17 protein-coding genes are annotated in these 22,456 nt (G+C 70.9%); 9 read left to right on the forward strand and 8 right to left on the reverse strand.

Features of this window, described 5'->3' with window-relative positions; all coding sequences use genetic code 11:
* Window positions 1–1,045: 1,045 nt before the first annotated feature.
* Complete coding sequence (gene dnaK, locus D7V88_RS21270) at window positions 1,046–2,653, reverse strand: molecular chaperone DnaK (protein WP_120542484.1); 1,608 nt, start codon at window positions 2,651–2,653, stop codon at window positions 1,046–1,048.
* Between the two features lie 214 nt (window positions 2,654–2,867).
* On the opposite strand from dnaK, the gene D7V88_RS21275 reads away from it, so the two are divergent.
* A complete protein-coding gene (locus D7V88_RS21275) occupies window positions 2,868–3,701 on the forward strand; it encodes a class II glutamine amidotransferase (RefSeq protein ID WP_120542485.1) in 834 nt (277 codons plus the stop codon).
* A gap of 26 nt (window positions 3,702–3,727) precedes the next feature.
* Here the strand turns inward: D7V88_RS21275 and mrtX are convergent, their stop codons facing one another.
* Genes mrtX through polX form a run of 3 tightly spaced genes read right to left on the reverse strand, consistent with a single transcriptional unit; the run spans window position 3,728 to window position 6,847 of the window.
* A complete protein-coding gene (mrtX, locus tag D7V88_RS21280) occupies window positions 3,728–4,453 on the reverse strand; it encodes a myxosortase MrtX (protein ID WP_120542486.1) in 726 nt (241 codons plus the stop codon).
* Window positions 4,450–5,067 (reverse strand): MXAN_2756 family trypsin-like serine endoprotease, encoded by a 618-nt coding sequence (locus D7V88_RS21285; protein WP_120542487.1) that lies wholly within the window; start codon window positions 5,065–5,067, stop codon window positions 4,450–4,452. The genes mrtX and D7V88_RS21285 overlap by 4 nt, the downstream gene beginning before the upstream one ends.
* Window positions 5,068–5,086: 19 nt before the next feature.
* The gene (gene polX, locus D7V88_RS21290; RefSeq protein ID WP_279636058.1) at window positions 5,087–6,847 is read right to left on the reverse strand and encodes a DNA polymerase/3'-5' exonuclease PolX; all 1,761 of its coding nucleotides are present in this window, start codon (window positions 6,845–6,847) and stop codon (window positions 5,087–5,089) included.
* Between the two features lie 80 nt (window positions 6,848–6,927).
* Here polX and D7V88_RS21295 point away from each other — a divergent pair, with 80 nt between their 5' ends.
* From D7V88_RS21295 to eutB, 7 genes are all read left to right on the forward strand, one after another.
* Window positions 6,928–7,242, forward strand: a complete 315-nt coding sequence (locus tag D7V88_RS21295) for a Rieske (2Fe-2S) protein (RefSeq protein ID WP_120542488.1) — start codon at window positions 6,928–6,930, stop codon at window positions 7,240–7,242.
* 303 nt (window positions 7,243–7,545) lie between these two features.
* Entirely contained in the window at window positions 7,546–8,013 is a 468-nt protein-coding gene (locus D7V88_RS21305) for a MogA/MoaB family molybdenum cofactor biosynthesis protein (protein ID WP_120542500.1), read from the forward strand.
* A gap of 61 nt (window positions 8,014–8,074) precedes the next feature.
* Window positions 8,075–9,004 carry a TIGR02757 family protein gene (locus D7V88_RS21310; RefSeq protein WP_120542490.1) on the forward strand — a complete coding sequence of 310 codons (930 nt, stop codon included), beginning with the start codon at window positions 8,075–8,077 and terminating at the stop codon, window positions 9,002–9,004.
* Window positions 9,005–9,142: 138 nt separating this feature from the next.
* Window positions 9,143–11,026 (forward strand): ATP-binding protein, encoded by a 1,884-nt coding sequence (locus D7V88_RS21315; protein WP_120542491.1) that lies wholly within the window; start codon window positions 9,143–9,145, stop codon window positions 11,024–11,026.
* On the forward strand, window positions 11,023–12,177 hold the full coding sequence (locus D7V88_RS21320) for a hypothetical protein (RefSeq protein ID WP_120542492.1): 1,155 nt from the start codon (window positions 11,023–11,025) through the stop codon (window positions 12,175–12,177). Before D7V88_RS21315 ends, D7V88_RS21320 begins: the two co-directional genes overlap by 4 nt.
* 79 nt (window positions 12,178–12,256) lie before the next feature.
* Window positions 12,257–13,648 carry a hypothetical protein gene (locus D7V88_RS21325; protein ID WP_120542493.1) on the forward strand — a complete coding sequence of 464 codons (1,392 nt, stop codon included), beginning with the start codon at window positions 12,257–12,259 and terminating at the stop codon, window positions 13,646–13,648.
* Between the two features lie 146 nt (window positions 13,649–13,794).
* Entirely contained in the window at window positions 13,795–16,050 is a 2,256-nt protein-coding gene (gene eutB, locus D7V88_RS21330; protein ID WP_120542494.1) for an ethanolamine ammonia-lyase subunit EutB, read from the forward strand.
* 9 nt (window positions 16,051–16,059) lie between these two features.
* Here the strand turns inward: eutB and D7V88_RS21335 are convergent, their stop codons facing one another.
* From D7V88_RS21335 to D7V88_RS21350, 4 genes are all read right to left on the reverse strand, one after another.
* Window positions 16,060–17,547, reverse strand: coding sequence for a phytoene desaturase family protein (locus D7V88_RS21335; RefSeq protein WP_120542495.1), 1,488 nt, complete (start codon window positions 17,545–17,547; stop codon window positions 16,060–16,062).
* A 185-nt stretch (window positions 17,548–17,732) separates the two neighbouring features.
* Window positions 17,733–18,497 (reverse strand): energy transducer TonB, encoded by a 765-nt coding sequence (locus D7V88_RS21340; protein ID WP_120542496.1) that lies wholly within the window; start codon window positions 18,495–18,497, stop codon window positions 17,733–17,735.
* Between the two features lie 116 nt (window positions 18,498–18,613).
* Entirely contained in the window at window positions 18,614–19,339 is a 726-nt protein-coding gene (locus D7V88_RS21345; RefSeq protein ID WP_120542497.1) for a response regulator transcription factor, read from the reverse strand.
* Window positions 19,336–21,165: a sensor histidine kinase gene (locus tag D7V88_RS21350; protein WP_120542498.1), complete on the reverse strand. Its 1,830-nt coding sequence runs from the start codon at window positions 21,163–21,165 to the stop codon at window positions 19,336–19,338. Before D7V88_RS21350 ends, D7V88_RS21345 begins: the two co-directional genes overlap by 4 nt.
* Window positions 21,166–21,282: 117 nt before the next feature.
* Here D7V88_RS21350 and D7V88_RS21355 point away from each other — a divergent pair.
* On the forward strand, window positions 21,283–22,456 hold a 1,174-nt coding region (locus D7V88_RS21355; RefSeq protein ID WP_208726391.1), incomplete at its 3' end, for a YXWGXW repeat-containing protein.

The raw sequence follows: 22,456 nt of genomic DNA on the forward strand, positions 1-22,456 counted from the left end.
CCGCCGCGCTCTGGGCGGGAGTCGGTGCGCCGACGGCGGGTGCGCTCACCGTAGGCCGTGCGTTCGCGGGAACCGCCGCGCTCTGGACCGGGGGCGGTGCGCTGACGGCGGGAAGGGCGTTGGCGGTGGGGCGAGAGCCGACAGGGAGCACTTCGGCCTGAGGCGGCGGTGCACCGACCGCCGGAGCGCTCACCGTGGGCCGTGCGTTCGCGGGAACCGCCGCGCTCTGGGCCGGGGGCGTTGCGCCGACGGCGGGAAGGGCGTTGGCGGTGGGGCGTGCTTGCGCCGGCACGGAAGCGGTCGCTACCTGCGGCGGTGTCGCTCCCACGGACGGAATCCCAGGGACGGTGGGCCGCGTCGCGGCCGTGGCTCCCACGGGTGCAACTCCCGGTGGCGGCGAGCGCGGAGCGGAAGTCATCGGCGCGATGCCCGGAGGCGGCGGACGCGGCGGTGTTCCTCCCGCACCCACGGGCGCGAGGCCCGCAGGCGTCGGACGCGGAGGAGCGCCTTCAACACCCAGAGGCGCGATGCCCGGAGGCGTCGGACGGGGCGGTGCTCCTCCCGCACCCACGGGCGCGAGGCCTGGTGGCGTCGGACGCGGCGGGGCGCCTTCAACACCCAGAGGCGCGATGCCCGGAGGCGTCTGACGGGGCGGTGCTCCTCCCGCACCCACGGGCGCGAGGCCCGCGGGCGTCGCACGCGGAGGCGCTCCCGCGGTCGGTGCACGCGGTGGCACCGCCGCCACTCCACCGGCCGATGAAGGCCGCGCCGTCGCCGGGGCCACCGCCGGGATACCTCCGGACGACGGGGACGCAGCCGACGGAGCCACCGGCGGCGGCGTGGCGCGTGTGGCCGCCGGTGCCGCGCGCGGCGGAACCGCTGGCACCGCGCCGCTCGGAGCCCGGGTCGCGGGCGCCACGGACGGGGGCACGGCCGCCGTCAGACGGGGCAGCGCGGGTGTCGCTGGACGTGCGGGGGGCGCGGGCGTCGAGGGCCCTGGCGGTGCGCCGGACGTCGGATCAGAAGGCTCTGACATCAGCGGTGCCTAGTTGGCCATGGCCGGCAGGTCGTTGCTGTTGTGGCCCGCGAGCCGCGTGTTGCGGTTGGACTGGATCGACTGCTGGATGTCCGCTTCCGTCATGCCCGACGACAGCGTGATCGACGTGGACGTCTTCTGGCCCGTCTCCACGTCACACGCGGACACGTTCACCAGCCCGTCCGTGTTGATCTCGAACGTCACTTCGATCTTCACCTCGCCGCGATACCCGATGCGGAAGCCCGCGAACTCGAACTCGCCCAGCATCTCGCACTCTTCGGCGCGGTTGGACTCGCCCTGGTACACGCGGATCTTCACCTTCTCCTGCCCGTCGCGGCTGGTGGTGAACGTCTTCGAGCGGTCGATGGGCACCGGCGTGTTCTTGTCGATGATCTTCTCGGTGTACCCACCCACCGTGCCAATCCGCAGCGTCAGCGGCGTGACGTCCACCAGGAACGTTTCCGTCTTGCTGTCCAGGAGCGCGTGCGACTGGAGCGCCGCGCCCATGGCCACGACCTGATCCGGGTTGATGCCCTCCAGCGGATCCTTCTGGAAGTAGTGCTTCACCGAGTTGCGGATGATGGGCAGCCGCGTGGGCCCGCCCACCAGGATGACCGCGTCGATGTCCGCCGCCGTCAGGCGCGCGCTCTGGAGCGCTTCGTCGCAGACCTTGAACGTGCGCTGCACCAGGTCCATCACCATCCGGTTGAACTGGTCCTGGTTGAGCGTGTTGCGCAGGTCCATCACGTTGCCGTTGGCGTCCTGGCAGATGCCCTGGCAGAGCACTTCCGCCGTGCCGTTCTGGCCCACGTCGATCTTCGCCTTCTCCGCCGCGTCCTTGAGCATCTGCAGGCAGTACTTGTTCTGCCGCAGGTCCAGCCGCGTGCGCGCCAGGAAGTCGTCCGCCATCCACGTCATGATGCGGTCGTCGAAGTCGTCGCCGCCCAGGTATGTGTCACCCGCCGTCGCGAGCACCTCGAAGACGTCCTTGCCAATCTCCAGGATGGACACGTCGAAGGTGCCGCCGCCCAGGTCGTACACGACGACGCGCTGGTTGACGTCCCGGCCAAAGCCATACGCGAGCGCAGCGGCGGTGGGCTCGTTGATGATGCGCAGCACCTCCAGCCCCGCGATGCGACCCGCGTCCTTCGTCGCCTGACGCTGGTTGTCGTTGAAGTACGCCGGGACCGTGACGACGGCCTTGGTCACCTCGCGGCCCAGGTACGTCTCCGCGACGGCCTTCATCTCCTTGAGCACCAGCGCCGAAATCTCCGGCAGCGAGTAGCTGCGATCGCGGACCCCGATGCGCACCGAGTTGTTCTCGCCCTCGACGATGCGGTACGGCATCACCGCCTGCGCCTTCTTCACCTCGTCGGAGAAGTAGTAGCGGCCGATGAGCCGCTTGGCCGAGTACACCGTGTTCTCGGGGCTGGTGATGATGTTCTTCTTCGCCGCGTTGCCCACCAGCACGGACCCTTCCTCCAGGAAGGACACGCACGAGGCATGCGTCGTCTCACCCCACTCGTTGGGGATGACCGTGGGCTGGCCTTCGTGGACGACGGACACGCACGAATACGACGTGCCCAGGTCGATGCCGATTGCGATGTCGTCCGCCATTCCGTCTCCGGTGAAGACCTGCACCCCGGTCCCTCTGGGGGGGAGCTGCCGAGAAGCGGACCGAGGTTAGGCCCCACGGTGTGACGTGTCAATTCTGAGAAAGGCCAAACGCCAGCCATTTCAAGGGCTTAGCGCCAGAGCAGGGGAGCAGGGGGGCGGCGCTGAATCACGCCCGTCACGGCCTTATCCCTTGAGGGGAAGGGGGGTACAGCGCATGTCCGCGATTCTCGCCGCGTTGTCGTCGGATCCCAATCTCCTGCGGTGCGAGCTGCACCGTCTCACCCAGCAGGTCGTCCTGCGCCCGGACGCGCACACCAATGCCCTGGGCGTGGGCTCCTATGCCCAGGAGGAGGTCCTGCTTCGCCGGCTGGCCCCGGGCACGGACGTCACCCTGGACGACCTGGGGCCACCGCACGAGTCGGAAGCGGTGCTCTTCCACGCAGGCCGCCTGCCGCCCGGCCGGTCGCCCGAGGAGAACACCCAGCCCTTCCGGGCCCGCCACTGGTTGTTCGCCCACCAGGAACCGCTGCCGGACTTCGCGCCCCTGCGTGCTCCGTTGCTGGCACGCGTGCCGGAGCACCTCCAGCGGCAGGTGCGGGGCGCCACCGACAGCGAGGTGCTCTTCGCCCTGTTCCTCACGCGCCTGCGCGACTCGGGCCGCACGGATGATCCACGCCTGGAGCCGGCCGTCGCGGGCCGCCTGCTGCGCGACACGGTGCGCGAGGTGGAGGCCGCGCTCGTGGAGGCGGGGCAGGTGCGCACGCCGCCGCTGAACCTGGTGGCCACCAACGGCGGGGTGCTCCTGGCCACCCGCTGCGGCGAATCGCCGATGTACTACACGCGCCTGGAGGGCAGCGCGGAGTGCGCGCACTGCGGCGTGGACGCGAACACGCCGGAGACGCAGCCCGCGGTGGGCGCGCACCGGCGCCGTCGCACGGTGGTGGTGGCCAGCCACGTCACCCGCACACAGGGCTGGGTGGAGCTGTCTCAGGGGACGACGCTGGTGGTGGGGACCGACCTTCAGGTCCAGCACCTGCCACCTGCCTGAGCCAGGCCGCCCGCGCCGGGCAGTCCTCAGGGACCGCCGAAGAAGGACACTTCCAGGAAGCGCACGTAGAGGTTGCACGCGGCGTGGAAGAGGGCGCAGCCGACGATGGTGCCGGTGCGCTCGCGCATCCAGCCGAAGAGCAGGGCAGGGAAGAACACCGCCAGCCGCCACGTCTGGAAGATGGCCAGGTGGCCCAGTGCGAAGAGCAGCGCCGTCACCCAGAACGCCTTGCCCAGCCGGCCGCCCAGCACCACGCGGCCCTGGGGCCACGCATCGCGCAGCCGGGCCTGCACATAGCCCCGGTAGAAGAACTCCTCCGGCAGGGCCACGACGAAGAGCTGATCGATGATCCACTCGCCGAAGCGCGGGGGCAGGCGCGGCTGGAAGTGGCCCGCGCCGATGGTGGGCGTCAGGTGCTGCGCAATCGCGGGCGGCAGGTGCGGCACCACCTGTACGAAGGCCGCGAAGCCCACGAAGAACAGCGGCCCCACGATGAGCGACAGGAGGATGAACAGCCGCACGTCCTGCTTCCACGCGCGCAGGGTGAGGCCGTAGTCGCGGTAGTCCTCGTCGCGCCAGCGCATGGGGATGAGCGGCAGGTAGAGAAAGCCCACCGTCGCCACCAGCTTGGGCACGCTGGTGCCGCCAGCCAGGAGGAACGCGCCCACGATGCCCAGGAAGCCCAGGGCCCAGAGGCCCACCGCTTCCTGCACCGCGCTCACCCGGAACGGTGGCCCTGGAGGCCGGCTCATGGCGCTTCCGCCGACGCGAGCTCCGCCTTCACCGCGCTCAGGGGCAGCGCCCGGACGCTCCTGCCCCGGCGCTCGACGACGACGGCCACCAGCCGCCCGTCCCCGTCGTACAGGGGGCTGCCCGGCGCGAGCGTCAGGGGCACGTCGAAGAAGGGCGCGGGAGCAGCCTTCGCCTTCGCGGCACGCGGCGTGTCCCTCCGGGCACTGCCCTTGCCTCCGCCTCCGGGCGTCACGCCCACGACCCAGTGGCCCGCGAGCCCTTCCGGCACCAGTCGCACCGGCGCGGCGGGCCAGACGCCCTGGGGGCCCGCCACCACCGCGACCAGGAGCACGGTGCTGGAGAGCACCACGCGCGCCGTCAGCGCATTGCCGGCGTGCACCACCTGGGCGGACTGGGGGCCCACGTGCGCCACGGCGGTGAGGACCTGTCCGTCCGCGCCCACGATGATGCCGGGGCCCGCGTGCTGGGGACCGCGCACGCGCACCACGGAGCGGGCATGCAGTTCGAGCACGCGCTGGAGGTCGGCGCGCGACGGACGGGCCTCCGCGCCGGCCCGGGTGGGCGTGACGAGGAGCAGGAGCAGGGCGAGGACGAAGAGGAGCGGGCGGAACATCAGCGCACCCGCGAGCCTATCAGCGCTCTCGCAGGGCGGCGAGGAAGCTGGCCGCGGGCCGGGTGTTGAGGATGTCCTTCTTCCTCGCCCAGCCCCGGCGCGCGGTGGACACCGCGTAGGACAGGTTGCGCAGGTCCTCCTGCCGGTGCGCGTCGCAGCTCACCACCAGCTTCACCCCGAGCGAAACGGCCTGTCGCACGTACTCGGCCTTCAAATCCAGCCGCTGCGGCTTGCCGTTGACCTCCACCGCCACGCCCCGTTGGGCGGCGCGCTCCAGGATCTCCTCCATGCGCAGGGGGTACGGCTCCCGGCTCTGGATGAGGCGCCCGGTGGGGTGCCCCAGGATGTGCATGTGCGGATTGTCCAGCGCGGCCAGCACCCGGCGCGTCATCTGGTCCTCGTCCATGGAGTGGCGCACGTGGATGGAGGCGATGACGACCTCCAACTGCTCCAGCACGCTGTCCGCGTAGTCGAGCGCGCCGGTCTCCAGGATGTCCACCTCGATGCCCTTGAGCAGCCGCAGGCCGGGCACCGCCGCGTTCACGCGGTCGATCTCCTCCCACTGCCGCTTGAGGTCATCCACCTTGAGGCCGCCCGCGTAGATGGCCGCCTCGCTGTGCTCGGTGATGGTCAGGTACTTGAGGCCCAGGGCCTGCGCCGCCCGCGCCATCTCCTCCAACGAATTGCGTCCGTCGGACCAGGTGCTGTGCGCATGCACCGCGCCCTGCACATCCTCCAGCGTCACCAGGTCCTCCGGCAGCTTCCCGGCCCTCGCCGCCTCCACCTCGCCCGAGTCCTCGCGCAACTCCGGTGGCACCTCCTGCATGCCCAGCAGCCGGTACAGCGTCGCCTCGTCGGGGACCGGGACCTTGGTGCCGTCCTCGCGGTGCACGCCCCATTCGGAGATCTTCAGGCCCTGCTCGTGCCCCAGGTTGCGCAGCCGGATGTGGTGGCCCTTGGAGCCGGTGAAGTGGTGCAGCGCGGTGGCGAAGTCCTCGTCCGGCAGCACCCGCAGGTCCACCTGGAGGTCGCCCGCGACCATCCGCACCGAACACTTGCTGTCGCCCTTGCCCAGCACCGTCGCCACGCCCGGCGCGTGGGCGAGGGTGTCCAGCACCGGCCCGGCTTCCGGCGCGGAGGCGATGATGTCCACGTCGGACACCGTCTCCGCGCGGCGGCGCACGCTGCCACCCAGGCTTGCGCGCACCACGCCCGGGGCCGCGCGGATGAGCTCCAGCAGTTGCTCCGCGAGGGGCAGCGCGTCGCCCAGCAGCTTGCGCTCGCCCTTCGCGCGTCGGTACACGGCGATGCCGTCCAGCAGCTTCGTCTCGCTCTTGGCGCCAAAGCCCTTGAGCTCGCGCACGCGACCTTCCTGGCAGGCGCGCTCCAGGTCCTCCACGCTGCCCACCTGGAGTTCCTTCCAGAGGACGGCGACCTTCTTCGGGCCCACGTCCGGCAGCTTCATGAGCTCCAGGAGGCCGGCGGGAAAGCGGGCCTTCAGCTCCTCGAAGGCGCTCATGCGCCCGGTCTTCACCAGCTCGGAGAGCTTCTCGGCGAGCCCGGGCCCGATGCCCTGGAGGTCCTGCAGGCGACCCTCGCTGACGATGGGGCCCAGCTCCTGCGGCAGGTTCGCGATGCGGTCCGCGGCGATGTCGTAGGCCCGGACGCGGAAGCCCGTCTCCCCCTGGAGTTGAAGCAGCAGGGACATGTCCCGGAGGACCTGGGCGACGGTCGCCTTGTCGGTGAGCACGGCCGCGGAGGGTGTCACGTCGGAAGTCACGGTCGGAAAATTAATGCCGGGGGAAGGTGGATGCAGCCCCGGACGGGTTGTGGGAAAAGGAACGCGGAAAAAGGAACGCAATGACGAAGATAAAGCTGGGGCCAGCGGACTTCGCCGAAAGGGAGATGCGCGGCTACGAAGTCGGCAAGCGCAATGTCTGCATCGCGAAGATTCAAGGCCGGTACAAGGGCCTCGATGACTGGTGCAACCACGCCGGGTGCCTGCTGTCGGGCGGTCGCATCGAGGGCAACACCGTCGTCTGTCCCTGCCACGAGGTCGGCTTCGACATGGACACCGGTCAGAACGCCACCTCGCCCGGGGTGTGTGACGACCAGCCCACGGTGCAACTCGCGGTCGAGGACGGCACGCTCGTCGTCGACCTGCCCGACGCCTGACCCTTCCAGCCCCGCCCCCTTCGCCCTTCTTCAGGAGCGTCCACCATGGGACACGACGCACACGATCACGACCATGACCACGGTCATGGGCATTCCCACTCCCACCCGCATGACCATGGCAAGGAGCACGGCCACGGGCATTCGCATGACCACGACCACGGTCATGACCACGGCCACTCGCACGAGCACGGCCATGAGCACGGGCACTCGCATGACCACGGCCACTCGCACGAGCACGGCCATGACCACGGGCATTCGCACGAAGGGTCGGCGGTGGCGGCGGAGCACAAGTCGCGCGCTCCGGTGCACGTCAGCGCGTTCGTGGTGACGTGTTCGGACAGCCGGGACGCGGCGCACGACGGCAGCGGGAAGGACCTGCGCGAGGGCCTGTCCGCGGCCGGGCACACCGTGGCCGGGCACACCGTGGTGAAGGATGATCCGGAGGCCATCCGGGGCGCGCTCGCGCAGGCGCAGGCGGCGGGGGCTCGCGCGGTGCTCTTCACGGGCGGCACGGGCATTGGCCGGCGCGACTGCACGGTGGAGACCCTGCGCGCGCTCTTCGAGAAGGAGCTGCCCGGCTTCGGAGAGCTGTTCCGGATGCTGTCGTACCAGCAGATTGGCAGCCCCGCGATGATGTCCCGCGCCACGGCGGGCACCTACCAGGGGATGATCCTCTTCGCGCTCCCCGGCTCCCCGCAGGCGGTGCGGCTGGCGCTGGAGGCCCTCATCCTCCCGGAGCTGGGCCACGCGGTGCGCGAGCTCACCCGTTAAGAAGGAAAGGGCGCGCGGCCCCTTCCGCCGCGCGCCCGCCGATGACGGAGGAGCGCAACAGATGAAGAAGCGCCGTGGCGCGCACACCGGATTGAGCACCCAGGCCGCCGAAAGGCTGCGCCCCCGCCTGGACGCCTTTCTTGCTTCCACCGACGCCCGGGCCCGCATCGGGTTCGACCCGGTGGAGTTTCCCCATCGCTACCAGGACCCTCGCGACGTGGAGGTCAGCGCGCTGCTCGCGGCGGCGCTGGCGTACGGGCGCGCGGACCTGTTCCGCCCGAAGGTGGATGGGCTGCTCCAGCGGATGGGCAAGTCCCCCGCGGCCTTCGTGCGCAAGCTGGACGTGGCCGGGGCGAAGGCGCTGCTGACGGGCTTCGTGTACCGCTTCAACGTGGGCACCGACCTCGCCGTGCTGCTCTTGGGCATGGGCCGCGCGCTGCGCGAGCACGGCAGCCTGGAGGCGCTCTTCGTCCAGGGCTGGAAGGCGGCTGGAACGCTGCACGGCGCGCTCGCGGCCTTCACCGCCGCGCTCCGGGACGTGCCCATGGAACCGCTCCGGGACGCGATGGGCCCCGAGCGGGGCCTGCACCACCTGTTGCCCTCGCCACTGGGGCCGGGCGCCGCCAAGCGCCTCAACCTCTACCTGCGATGGATGGTGCGAGGACCCGACCCAGTGGATTTCGGCATCTGGAAGCAGGTGCCTCCGTCCGTGCTGCTCGTGCCGCTGGATACGCACATTGGCCGCATGGCGCTCCACCTGGGACTGACGCGCCGAACGGACCTCACCTGGCGCACCGCCGAGGAAGTGACGGCGTCCCTGCGCGCGCTTGATCCCGAGGACCCCGTCCGTTACGACTTTGCTTTGTGCCACTACGGGATGAGCGGGGCCTGTCCGGCGAAGACGCTGCCCGTGCACTGCGCCCGTTGCTCGCTGCTGTCCTCATGCAAGGTAGGACCCCGCGTTGTCGCGCGAGCCTCCCTGCAAGTCTGAGTCCCACCAGACCCTGAAAATGTTTGCAAGCGGTCCACATGGCCCCTCGTTGACGGGTTGGCCCTGGAGGGCTGCAATGCGGGTTGGCGGCGCGGGTGTCACGGACCGCGGGGCGCGAGGAGCAACGCGGTGCAGGCAATGCTGGTGGCGGTCCCAGCCCCGGTGGCCCAGGACGTGGAGCGCGACCTTTGCGCCACGGCGGTGGGACGTGCCTGCCGGGTGCTCCGCGTTGAAACGCTGCCCGAGCCCCTGCCCCGGGGGCTGATCATCCTGTGGGACCAGGGAGGTCCCCTGGAGGCGGTGAAGTCCCGCTGCCAGTGGGTGCATGCCCGGCGGATGCCGACGCGGACCTGGCTGGTGGTGCTCACGTCGCGCGACGGCGTGGAGGCGGAGATCCTCAACGAAGCGGGCGCGGACGAGTGTGTCGCGCCGCCCGGCACGCTCTGGGGCGCGAGGATTTCGGCGCTGCGGCGGCGTTCGGCGGACGGGGATGCGCTGGCGCTGCGGCGCACCCGCGACATCTTCCAGGGTGCGCTGGACGCGGTGCCGGAGCCGCTGTTCATCAAGGACCGTGAACACCGCTACGTGGCGGTCAACAGCGCCTTCTGCCGGCTGGTGGGGCAGCCCGTCGAAGTGCTGCGCGGCAACGTGTCTCCCTCGGGCCTCCCGGCCCATGAGGCGGAGCTGTCCTGGCGCCAGGACGAGCGCGCCTTCACCACCGGCCAGACGGTGGAGGACGAGGGCGGCTTCACCGACATGAAGGGCCGCTCTCGCGAAGTGTTCACGCAACGGGCCGCGTACACGCTGCCCAACGGGGAGCGCTTCGTCGTGGGGCTCGTGCGCGATGTCTCCGAGCGCTCCCGCCTGGAGACGCAGCGGCGGCTGGCGGAGCGGATGACCTCCGTGGGCACGCTGGCGGCGGGCGTCGCGCATGAAATCAACAACCCGCTCTCCTACGTCACGTCCAACCTGGCGTACCTCTGGGAGCGGGTGGCGCAGCCGGTGGTGCCGGCGGAGCAGTTGGAGGAGCTGCGGCAGGTGGTGGCCGAAGCACTGGAGGGCGCCGGGCGCGTGCGCTCCATCGTGCGCGACCTGCGGACCTTCTCCCGCGCGGAGGAGGAGAGCCACGGCCCGGTGGATGTGAAGCGGGCGGTGGACGGCGCGCTCAAGCTGATGCACGACGAGCTTCAGCACCGCGCGCGCCTGACGTGCGAAGTGGAGCCGGTGGCCGCGGTGCTCGGCAACGAGGGGCGTCTGGGACAGGTCGTCATGCACCTGCTGCTCAACGCGCTCCAGGCCTTCGGAGAGCGGCCCGCGGAGGAGAACCAATTGCGGCTGCGCGTGCGTCCGGGCCGCGAAGGGCACGTGTTGATTGAAGTGGAGGACAACGGCCTCGGGATGCCGGCGGATGTGCGCCAGCGCATCTTCGACCCGTTCTTCACCACGCGTGCACCGAAGGGAGGCACGGGCCTGGGCCTGTCCATCTGCCTCACGCTGGTGCATGCGATGGGCGGCCACATCGAGGTCGCCAGCGAGCAGGGCCAGGGCAGCCTCTTCCGCGTGGAGCTGCCGGCGCTCACGGCGCAGGCGGAAGCGTCGAAGCCCGTGGCCCTCGCGCCCCCGGCGAACGGTCCTCCCCCATCCGCGCGCGCGGCGAGGAACCTGCGGCGCCTGCTGCTCATCGACGATGAGCCGGCGGTGGGCAGCGCGGTGAGCCGGCTTCTGCGCAACCTCTACGAAGTGCACGTCATCCAGGACGCGCGCGAAGCCCTGAAGCGGCTGTCCCACGGAGAGCGGTTCGATGCCATCCTCTGCGACCTGATGATGCCGGGCATGAGTGGCATGGACTTCCTCGTGGAGCTGGAGCGGCTGGCGCCGGAGCTGGCGCCGCGCACCGGGCTGATGACGGGCGGGGTGAACCCCCAGGCCCGTGAGTTCCTGGGCCGCCGCGCGAAGGAACTGCTGGAGAAGCCCTTCGAGCGCGACCAGTTGTGCTCCTTCGTCGAAACCTTGATGCAATGAAGCACCGCACCCGTTGGACGCTCGTGGCCGCGCTGGCGGCCCTGCTGCTCGCGCTCGTCTTCCTGCTGCCGCCGGAGCTGCGGGGGGCGGCCTTCATGCTGCGCGCGGCGGGGCTTCGTGGGGCCACGGCCGAAGCGGTGGCCCGTTTCGACACGGTGCCCTTCACGGTGTCGCAGCTCCAGGTGCCCACGCGCCACGGGACGGTGCGTGCGCGGCTCTACCAGCCGGCGGAGCGCAAGGGCCGGCTCATCGTGCTCACCTCGGGGGTGCACGCGGCGGGCATCGACGAGCCCCGGCTGGTGAAGCTCGCGGGGGACCTGGCCACCGGGGGGCAGCCGGTGCTCACGCCGGAGCCGCCGGACCTGCTGCGCTACGAAATCACCCCGCGCCTGACGGACGTCATCGAGGACACGGCCCTCTGGGCGCTGTCGCAGTCGGCGCTGACGCCCGAGGGGAAGTTGGACCTGTTTGGCATCAGCTTCTCCGGGGGCCTGTCCGTCGTCGCGGCGGGGCGGCCGTCCCTGCGCGACAACGTGGCCGCGGTGCTGTCCTTCGGAGGCCACGGCGAGCTGTCGCGCGTGCTGTCGTTCCTGTGCACGGGTGTCCAGGCGGACGGGGTGCGCCGCAAGCCGCACGACTACGGCGTGGTGGTCATCCTGCTCAGCGCCGCGGACCGGCTGGTGCCTCCCGAACAGGTGGAGCCGCTGCGCGCCGGGGTCCGCACCTTCCTGCACGCGTCGCATTTGACGCTGGTGGATGGGAAGCAGGCCGAGGCCCGGTTCGCGGAAGCGCGCAAGCTGGAGGCGGAGCTGCCGGAGCCCGCCGCCACGCTGCTTCATCAGGTGAACACGCGCGACGTGGCCGCGTTGGGTGCACGGCTGTTGCCCCTCGTGAAGGACTTCGCGGCGGACCCGTCGCTGTCGCCGGAGCGTTCGCCTCCGCCGCGCGCCCCGGTGTACCTGCTGCACGGGGCGGACGACTCGGTCATCCCCGCGATTGAATCCACGCTGCTGGCGCGCGCGCTGGAGCCCTTCACGCGCGTGCACCTGCGCCCCACGCCGCTCATCACCCACGCGGAGATGGACCGGGAGGTCGACGCGCTGGAGGCGCTGCGGTTGGTGCGCTTCTGGTCCGGATTGCTCGGCGAGTAGCGCGTCGGGCCCGGAGTCGTGCGCCGAGACGCGGGTCGCTGGGAGGCTGGCTTGACGACGGGTGGGCGGAGGGGCTGCCATGCGTGGCATGTCCCTGTCCTTCGTGGTGTCGGCCGGACTTGGCTGGCTGTTGTCGGCCGCGCCCCGCATCCTTCCGTGTGCTCCGGACACGCCCGGATGGGCCCAGGCGCGTGACGGACTGGCCGCGTTCGACCAGCAGGTGGAAGCCCTCGCCGACGGCGACACGGTGGCGCCGTTGCGGCCCGCGATGACCGCCCTGCGGGACCTGCGCTGCTTCGCGCTGGCTCGCGAGGAAGGAAGCTGGCTGCCCGTCGCGGAGCCCGAAGCCGGAGAACAGGATGTGTCCGCGCTCGCGCTGAAGACGTGGTGGCGCGACGGCGGCAAGGCGTTCTTCGCCACCCACCTGGAGCTGGGACGGCCCGGTCCCCACACGGTGGTCGTCCCTCCGGAGCTTCGCAAGGTGCTGACGCGAGAGCATTCCAAGGGACATCGGCTGGAGGCCCTGGCCTGTCCGGCGAAGAGCGACGCGTGCGGCGTGGAGACCGGGCCCTGGCGTGCGCGGGCGGATCAGGCCTTTCGTCCGGAGTCCCTGCGCGATGATCCGCTGCGGGAGTACGCGAAGGAGCACCTCCGCCCTCCGGAGTGCGAGGCGCGCGCGAGGAAGCAGCCCGCGAAGCTTCGCTACAAGGCCTGGCGTGAGTGCCTGTCCGAGGCCCCGGGAGCACGGCCCCTCCAGTGGGCGCTGCCCCTGGGGCGCATCCGCGCGCCGATGGATGGGTGGCTGGTGGTGCGGGGACGACGGGGGCACTACACCTTTTGTGATCAGGTGGACGCGTACCATCTGGAGACGGGCACGGCCTACAAAGCCCGCAGTTGCTCGGGGCTCCAGTTGCAGCCCGAAGGGAAGGTGGACGTGGCTCGCACGGAGGCCGCGCGCCGCGCCGAGGTGAAGGTGGGCCGCGTGGAGCCAGAGAAGCTCCGGGAGCTGACGTGGATGCTGCTGCTGGCTCCGGAGGTCGAGTCCGACGTGCAGGTGGAGGCCCTCCGCGCGCCCGTGCCGAAGGGCTTCCGGATTGAGTGGACCGCGACGAACTGGAGAGGCGGAACCCAGGGAGGGGCCTTCGTTGGCTCCTCCGCACAGACGGACCTGAACTGGAGCTGGTTCCCCGAGGGCGGCACCGAACCGTGGTCGGGCATCTGGACCTATCCGTGGTCCTGGGCCGTCGGTGAAGACCGCGCGAACAAACTGCTGGAAGTCGCGGAGGCCACCTTCCAGGAAGGCTGCCCACGTCAGCCGGTCCCCTCCCGGATGATGGCCTTCACGCGCGAGCCCTCCGTCAACGGACACGACGCACCCAACGGCGTGGCCCATGTGCAGGACACCCTGGTGGAAGACCTGAGCACATGGCGCCCACCTCCAGGCTGCGCACCGGGCACGGATGGCGGATGAGGGACCCCTCGATGCCGAAGCACCGGAAGCCACCTGACGATTGCAGCAGCAAGCTTCTGGAACAGCAGGCATCCGGGCGTCGCGCAGGCGACAGCGCCCTGGGGGGATGGTGGCGGGAGGGCGCGGCCGGTTAAAGCTGATGCCCCATGAGCGTCAGCCTCCCCGACGTCCTCCCTGAAGAAGACGTGCTGGACTTCGTGCAGCGGCAACACGGTGCCTTCGATGCGCGCCTGTATCAGCAGGTGCTGGGCGCGGCGAACGCGTTCAAGGAAGGCGACCAGGCCATCGGGGTCGCGGCGGCGGACGACGTCTCTCGGCAGCGGGCCCGGACCCTGTTGTCGCGCACGCGGCTGGACGACGTGCACGCGCACCCGCCCTTCGAGGACCGGCTGCATGTGTTCAGCCTGGAGGCGTGGGACGCGGCGCGCTGGCGGCGCGTGGCGGGCTGGACGCTGGGTCAGCTCAAGGACTTCCTGCTCACCGCGGACGAGGCGTCCGTGCACGACGTGCTCGACGGGCTTCCCAGCGACGTCATCGCGTGCGTGGTGAAGCTGATGAGCGACGCGGAGCTCAAGGCCGTGGGCGGGCGCGTGTTCCATCCGCTGCCGGGAAGCCGCGTGGGTGCTCGGGGCTATCTGGGCGCGCGGTTGCAGCCCAACTCGCCCACGGATCATCCGGAGGACATCCGCTGGCAGGTCTTCAACGGGTGGTCCTTCGCGGTGGGTGACGTGGTGTTGGGCACGAACCCCGTGTCGTCGGATCCGAAGACGGTGGCGGCGGTGGAGGCGGCGCTGCACGACGTGCTGGTGACGTTCGGGTTGACGGACGTGATGCCCCACTGCGTGCTGGCCCATATCGACGTGCAGGCGCAGGTGGAGGCGCTGCACCCGGGCACCACGGGCATCTGGTTCCAGAGCCTCGGGGGGAACGAAGCGGCCAACCGCACCTTCGACGTGACGCTGGAGAAGATGGTGGCGCACGCGGCGTCCCGCACCGGGCGGTGGGGCCTGTACTTCGAGACGGGGCAGGGCGCGGACGCGACGAACGGGCACCACCACGGCACGGACATGCTCATCCACGAGTCGCGCAAGTACGGCTTCGCGCGGGCCCTCAAGCGCCGGGTCGCCGTGGCGCAGGGCAGCGCGGGCCGGGACGCGGCGCCCTGGGTGCACGTCAACGACGTGGCGGGCTTCATCGGGCCGGAGGTGTTCCGCACGCGCGAGCAACTGGTGCGCTGCTGCCTGGAAGACATCGTGATGGGCAAGCTGCACGGCCTCACGCTGGGCCTGGACGTGTGCTCCACGCTGCACATGGACGTGACGCTGGATGACCTGGGCTGGTGCCAGGAGCAGCTCGCGGAAGCAGGGCCCGCGTACCTGATGGCGCTGCCCACGCGGAATGATCCGATGCTCAGCTACCTCACCACGTCCTTCCAGGACCACGTGCGGCTGCGCGAGCGGTACGGCCTGAAGGTGGATGACCGGATGTGGGCCTTCTTCCAGGGCCTGGGCGTCATCGACGCGGAGGGCCGCCCCACGCAGCACTTCGGGGATCCGCGCCACGTCTACGTGCACTACCGTCGTCGCCTGGGGGACACGCGGCCGGAGGTGGAGCTCCGGACGGAGGCGGAAGTGCAGATGGCGAGGGTGCGCGCCCGGGGCGTGCCGCTGGCGGTGGGGCATGGCAAGGAGCCGTGGACGCTGGAGCCCGCGCTGGAGCAGGACCTGCGCCGGTTGTACGAAGACGCCAAGGTGGGGCTGTGGTCGGAGCTGTCCGATGCGACGGTGGAGTCCCTGCCCGGGGCGGTGCGGTTGCGGACGTGCTCCGAGGATCGACGCGACTACATCCTGCACCCGCCGTCGGGCGAATCCCTGGACGGGGATTCAGAGGCCGCGGTGCGGAAGCTGCGCGAGCGGCACGGGGGACGGTGGGACGCGCAGATCGTCGTGTCGGACGGATTGGATCCCCGGTCGTTGATGGACGCAGGGCACCTGTCGCCGTTCCTGGACACGCTGCGCGCGGAGCTGGGCGCGCAGGGCTGGAGCGTGGCCTCCGAGGTGCTGGTGGTGAAGCACGGCCGGGTGCGTGCGGGCTATCAGGTGGGGCGGCTGTTGTTCGGTGACGAAGGCGATGCACGGCCCCGTGCCCTGGTGCACGTGATTGGTGAGCGCCCCGGTTCGGGACATCACGCCTACTCCGCGTATCTCACGGCGCCCGCCGCGAGCACCTGGGCGCGGCAGGGCGCGGTGGACCATGACCGCACGCGGCTCATCGCCGGTATCTCCGACACCAGCGTCCGTCCGGAAGACGCCGCGAGGGAGGCCGTGCGCATCCTGTCGGAGTTGGCGACGACCGCGCGCACGGTGCCGCCGAGCGCCGGAGACACGGCGGCGATGGGGTAGGGCCGTGCCTCAACGCGTCGCCGCGATGCTCGCCGCCGTGCGCACTCCACCCACCGCCGTGGCCAGGGTGCTCTGGCCCGGGAACACCGAATCCCCCACGAGCCACAGGCCCCGCTGAGCCTGGAACGGCCCCAGCAGCCGGTAGTTGTCCAGGCCCGCGCGCCGGGGCACGCCGCCCACCGCGCCGGCTTCCCGCAGCGTGTAGCGCTGGAACGTGCGCGGCGAGCCCGTCATGACGTGCACCACGTGGCCCATCCACTCCGGGGCCATGGCCTCCAGGCCCTCGCGCATCCGCGCATGGAGTTCGGTGAAGTAGGGCGCCTGTGCTTCCGGCGACAAGGCCGCGAGCTTCTTCAAGGGCACGTGCGTGGACACCGTCACCGTCCGCTGTCCCGGCCGCGCGCGCCCTTCGTCCGCCACCCCGCTCACCGAGGCGAACAGGTGGTTGCCCTCGATGAAGGCCGAGCCCGGCTCCCGCACCAGCTCCAGGTGGCACGCGCTCCCCGAGTCCCCCTCGGGCGCACGCACCACGAGGTACAACATCGCCGCGCCCCATCCCCCCGCCACGCGTTCGGCGAGCGCATCCACGCGGGGAAGGCGTCCCACGGGCACGTCCAGCAGCGAGCGCAGACCCTGCGGCAGCACGTTGGCCACCACGTGGCGCGCGAGCAGTTCGCCCCGCCGCGCCGTCACCCGCCAGCCTCCGTCCACGGGCGTCAACGCGCGCACGCGGTTGGCCATCAGCACGTCGCCGCCTCGGGCCTGGATCGCCTTCGCGAGCGCCGTCGCCAACCGACCAATGCCTCCTCGCACGTGCCCCGTGCCGCGCCAGTAGTAGTCCATCGCCGCGAACGCGAAGGGCGCCTCCGCTTCCTCGGCGGAACACTGCACGGTGATTTGACAGAGCGCGTCCAGGTAGATGCGCAGCGGCGTGAAGTGCTGGAGCCCGTGGTGTTTCAGCACCGCGCCCAGCGGCCGACCCAGCCAGCGCGTCAGCGGCGCATACGTCCACGCGCGTCCCGCGTGCCGCAGCAGGGACGTCACGTTCAACGGAGGCAGCAGGTCCGGGTCGTCGAACAGCGGCCACAGCGCGTCGGCCGCCCTCGCCTGGAGTTCGAAGAAGCGCCGCAGTGCCTCCACCGGCGCGCCCGGCATCGAGCAGAACGCATCGATGAGCCGCGCGCGGTCCCGATGCACCGGCAGCCGCAGCCCCGGCGCGCGCATCTCCACCAGCGGATCCAACCAGTCCACCGTGACATCCAGCGAATGCTCGCGGATCCACCGGCCGAAGAGCTGATGCGCATCGAAGCCGGAGAACAGCGTGGCGCCGGATTCGAAGCCGTAGCCTCCCCGGCGGAAGGTGCTCGCACAGCCGCCCGGATAGTTGAGCCCTTCGCAGAGCGCCACGCGCGCGCCCCGGCGGCACAACTCCAGCGCGGTGGCCAGTCCACCAAAGCCCGCGCCCACCACCACCGCGTCGTACCAGGTGTCCGACATCGCTTGAGAAAAAGGACCGGCACCGGAAGCGGGCCGGGGGAGGCCCGCTCCATCCGGTGCCGGTATCGCGCACATGGCCAGGCGCGACGGGATGTTCCTAACGGGCGCGCTTTCCCACCGCGAACCTTTTCCCCTGACCCCAGGGGGCAGGCGTCCAGGCGCTTTCACTGGCGGACACCCGGGGCCTACCGGGGCATCTTGAGGTTGATGTTGAACGTGTACGACACGTTCACCGGGCGGCCCTGGAACATCAGCGGCTGATACTGCCGCGAGGAGAGCGCGGACAGCACGGCGTCATTCATGTGCGGCAGGCCCTTGAGGATGCGGCAGTCGCGCACACGCCCTTCCTCGGTGATGACGCACTTCGCGACGATCGTGCCTTCCACCCCCGCCAACTGCGCCTCTCGCGTGTAGCCGAGCGGCGCCCCGCTCCTCATCACCGGGGGAGACATGCCGCTGCCGAAGGCGAGCACCTGCGTGCCGGTGGCTTCCTGGGGCGGGATGTTCGGCACGTAGGGGAGACCGATGGGACTGGTGCTGTCCGGATCCCCGTCCGGGTGACCCACCGGCTCATCGGAGCCCGGCCCCTCCGTGGGGTCCGTGGTCGTCGCGGTCGCGACCGTCGTCGGCTCCGGATCCGGCTTCGGTTCCGGCAGGGTGGTGGGCATCGGCTTCGGGTTGCGAGGGATGCGGTCGGCGCGCGGCTTGGGCTTCGGGGCCACCGGGGTAACGGCAGCCGGCTTCGGCTGCGTGGCATGCTGCACGCCCTTGCGGATGGCGGGCTGCCGGAAGACGACCACCGGCTCATCCTTGATGGGCTCCTCCAGCTGACGGCCGGAGATGAAGACCACCAGGCCCAGGAGTCCCGCGTGCACGCCGATGGACAACCATGCGCCCGTACCGAACCGTTCCGAGCGCAACCCCCGCCGTTCGATGACCGACTCAAACATCTGCCCGCCTCCTGGTTGGGGCGAACGCTCCAGGCGTCCCGTCCCCACAAGAAGCAACCTACGGAGTCGCGCCCCCCGAAGGGCCGCCAGGGCTCCATGTGTTCGTCATGGTTGTGTCATGAGGGGGAGGCGCCCGGGACCTCCATGCGGTAGCCCACGCCGCGCAGCGTGTGGATGGTGAAGCCGGACACGCTCGTCCACCCGAGCTTCTTCTTCAGGTTGGACACGAAGTTGTCCACCGTGCGCGGATCCACGATGACGTCGCGGCCCCACACCGCGTCCAGGATTTCGCCCCGGGGCAGGGCGCGGTCCCGGTGGCGCAAGAGGAACGCCAGCAGGTCGAACTCCGTGCGCGTCAGGTCCACCTCGCTGCCGTCCGGGCGCAGCACCGCCCTGCGGCCCAGGTCCAACGTGAAGGCGCCAAACGTCATCACCTGCGGCGGCGCCGTGCCGGCCCTGCGCACCAGCGCCCGCACGCGCGCGAGCAGCTCCCGGAGCCGGTAGGGCTTGGTGAGGTAGTCCTGCGCGCCCGCCTCGAAGCCGCGCACCAGGTCGTCCTCCAGCGAGCGCGCGGTGAGCATCATCACCATGCTCTTGACGCCTTCGGAGCGCAGCCGGCGACAGAGGCTGTAGCCGTCCTCGCCCGGCAGCATCACGTCCAGGATGAGCAGGTCGAACGCGCGACCCTGGAGCAGCGGCCCCGCGTCCTTCGCCGACGCGGCGTCCGTCACGTCGTAGCCCTCGTCGCGCAGGTTGTCGCGCAGGCCCAGGCGCAGGTTGGCGTCATCCTCGACGATGAGGATGGAGGGGCGGGTGGAGGAGGGGGGCTGCGTCGTCGTCATCGGCGCGTCTCGGGAAAGGTCAGCGCGAAGGTGGTGCCTTCCGGGCTGGAGGAGGCGATCTGGATGCTGCCCTGGTGCAGGCCCATGATTCTGCGGCACAGCGCGAGCCCCAGGCCACTGCCGTGCACTTCCGGACCGGTCGTCGTCAGCCGGTAGAAGTCGTCGAAGACGCGCTCCCACTCCTCCGGCGGGATGCCCACGCCGTTGTCGCTGAAGAGCACCGTGGCGCCAAAGCCTGGCTGGGGGTACGCGCGCACGGTGAGCACCACCGGGCTGCGCTGGTTGTACAGACACGCGTTGCGGCCCAGGTTGGCGAACAGCATCCGCACGAGCGACGCATCCGCGTCCAGCTCCACGTCGTCCACCTCCGAGCGCAGCTCCACCGGCACCTGCACCGCGTCCAGCAAGTCATCGCGCAGCGTGCCCACCGCCTCTTCCAGCCGCACGCGCGAAGGCCGCAGGGCCCACCGTCCCTTGTCGATGCGGTTGAACGACAGGATGTTCTCCACCAGGAAGTGGAGCCCCTCCGCCGCGCGCACGATGCGGGTGGGGTAGTCCCCGGCCTCGGGACTCCTGCCCAGCCTGCGCTCCAGCGTCTCGCCCAGCAGGCGGATGGATGCCAGGGGCGTGCGCAGCTCGTGGGAGACGGTGGAGACGAAGTCGCTCTTCAGCTCCACGAAGCGGTACTTGCGCTGCTGGGCCACCACCGCCAGCGCCGCGATGGCGGACGCGAGCGCGCCGCACACCGCCACCAGCAGCGTCTTCAGGCCGTAGCGCGCCTCGATGTTCGTCTCCGCCGCCGCCCAGCCGGGCATGGCCACCTCCAGCCCGGGCTCCGACATGGGCCGCACCACGTCCGCGGGCCGCAGGCGCACCTGGCTGTCCCTCAGGAGCAGGCCGCGCGCGCGCAGGTCCTTCGTCAGGTCCGCGAGCAGCCCGGTCATGTCCACGGCCAGCCCCCGCACCTGTTCGGCCCCCGGCTCCACGTACCACTGCTCGCCGATGAGCGACGGCCCCCGCAGGGAGTCCGGGAACACCAGCGCGCCGGCGCCGGCTTCCCGCACGCGGGCCTGGAACGCGTCGCTGGGTTCCCCCAGCTCGAGGCTCAGCGCCACGATGCGCTCCTGGAGGAAGTCGAAGTCGCCCCGGGTGAGCTTGGGGCGCGCGCGCAAGAGGTCCCGTTGCAGGCCCGCGCCCCGGGCCATGCCGCCCAGCTCTTCCGCGAGGCCCTCGCCCACCAACGCGCGGATCAGCGGCGGGGTCTCCTCCCCGCGTCGCAGGTGCTCCACCGCGATGAGCATGAAGGGCAGCTCCTGGTCGGTCGGCAGGGGATGCGCCGCGTGGTAGCGCAGCAGCGCCTCCACCGCCGCGCTGATGCGCGCGTCGCTTTGGGTGGCCATCGCGGCATCCACCGCGCGCAGCCGCGCCAGCCGCTCCTGCCAGGGGGTCGGGGCTTCGCCGTCCTCCAGGGCCTGCACCAGCTTCTCGTAGGCGTCCTTCGCGGGGGTGGCCATGCCGTCCCGGGGCCAGTCCACGCGGGGCAGGAACTGGTGGCCGCGAAACAGCAGGTAGTAGCCCTCGGCGGGCTGGAGCGGATCCCCCATGGCCGCGTTCAGCGCGGGCAGGTGCTCCTTCATCCGTTGATCCAGCGCGGTGCGCAGCGCCTCCGCCGCGAGCAGCTCCAGGGCCGCGCTGCGGGAATGCACCTGGGCGCGGGCGTCCTCGCGCTCCTGCATGAAGATGCGCTGGAGGGTCACCAGCCCCCATCCGAGGGCCAGCAGTCCACAACCCAGGGCCAGCAATGTGGGGAGGAGTCGGCGCAGCATTCGCGTCCGTCGGGACTGTAGCAGTGTCGCACCGGAATCCAGGCCACGCGTCCAGAAGATGAATAAATAGGGGAAGACCCGCGTCCCCTCCGGGGTCTGGAGATCGGAGACGAAGTCATGAGTTCTCGATGGTTGGTCTGTTTGATTGTCGGCCTGGCCTCCCAGGGGGCGTACGCGCAGACCGCACCGGTCGCCGCGGACGACTGGGGGGATGATGCGTACGTCGAGCAGCCCAACGCGGACGAGTCCGGGCCCATCGCGCCGACCGCCCCCCCTGACATGCCCTCCGAGACGCCGACCGCCCGGCCGTACGCAGGCGCGGTGTGGACGTCCGGCCACTGGTACTGGGATGGCGACCAGTGGCTCTTCAAGTCCGGCGGCTGGGTGGAGCGCATGCCCGGCTACCAGTACGTCAACGGCTACTGGGCCGAGGACGGCGACGTGTGGCGGTGGATCTCCGGCGGTTGGGCCCAGCAGGGGTCCGACGACGTGGAGATCCCCGTGGAGGTCGCCAGCGAGGATGTGACGGCCACCCAGGCGCCTCCGCCCCTGCGCGTGGAGGTACAGTCCGCGGCGCCGGCCCCCGACTACACGTGGGCGCCGGGCTACTGGTACTGGGGCAACAACGGCTACGAATGGGTGGAGGGCTCGTGGATGGAGCCGCCGCGCCCGGGCCTCGTGTTCGTGTCACCGCACTGGACCCACCGGGGTTCGTCGTGGGTGTTCATCGGTGGCGGCTGGGCGTCGCGCGGCTCGGTCCGCGTCATCGTCCCGGTGTACCGCCACGCGCACATCGCCTTCTCCTTCGGTCGTCCCAACCCGTTCCTGCGCACCTGGTACCGCTATCCGGGCGTGTCGTGGCGCTACTACGGCTACGGCTACAACCGGTACCGCCATGATCGCTACCGCCCGGGAAGCTACGGCCGGCCGAATGGCTACGGGTACGGGCGTCCGGGCTACTACGGTGGCTACCGCTCGCATGATGCGTCGCCGGGTCCGCGCTACAACGGCCGCAATGACGGTCGTCCCGGCAACGGTGGCCGTCACCAGCAGTCCGGTGGCAACTCCGGGGGTGGGCGTCCTTCGAATGGCGGCGGCTGGAACTCCGGTCCCCGTTCGCCTCCGGGCGGCAACGGCTCCGGCGCGCGTCCTCCGTCCAGCAGCGGCTCCAGCGGTTGGGGTGGAGGCTCCGGTGGCGGGCGTCCTTCAGGCAGCGGCAACTCCAGCGGCGTTCATCAGACGAACGGCGGCGGATGGGGTGGCGGCTCCGGTGGCGGGCGTCCTTCAGGCA

It is taken from the genome of Corallococcus terminator (assembly GCF_003611635.1).
Taxonomy (GTDB): Bacteria; Myxococcota; Myxococcia; order Myxococcales; family Myxococcaceae; genus Corallococcus; species Corallococcus terminator.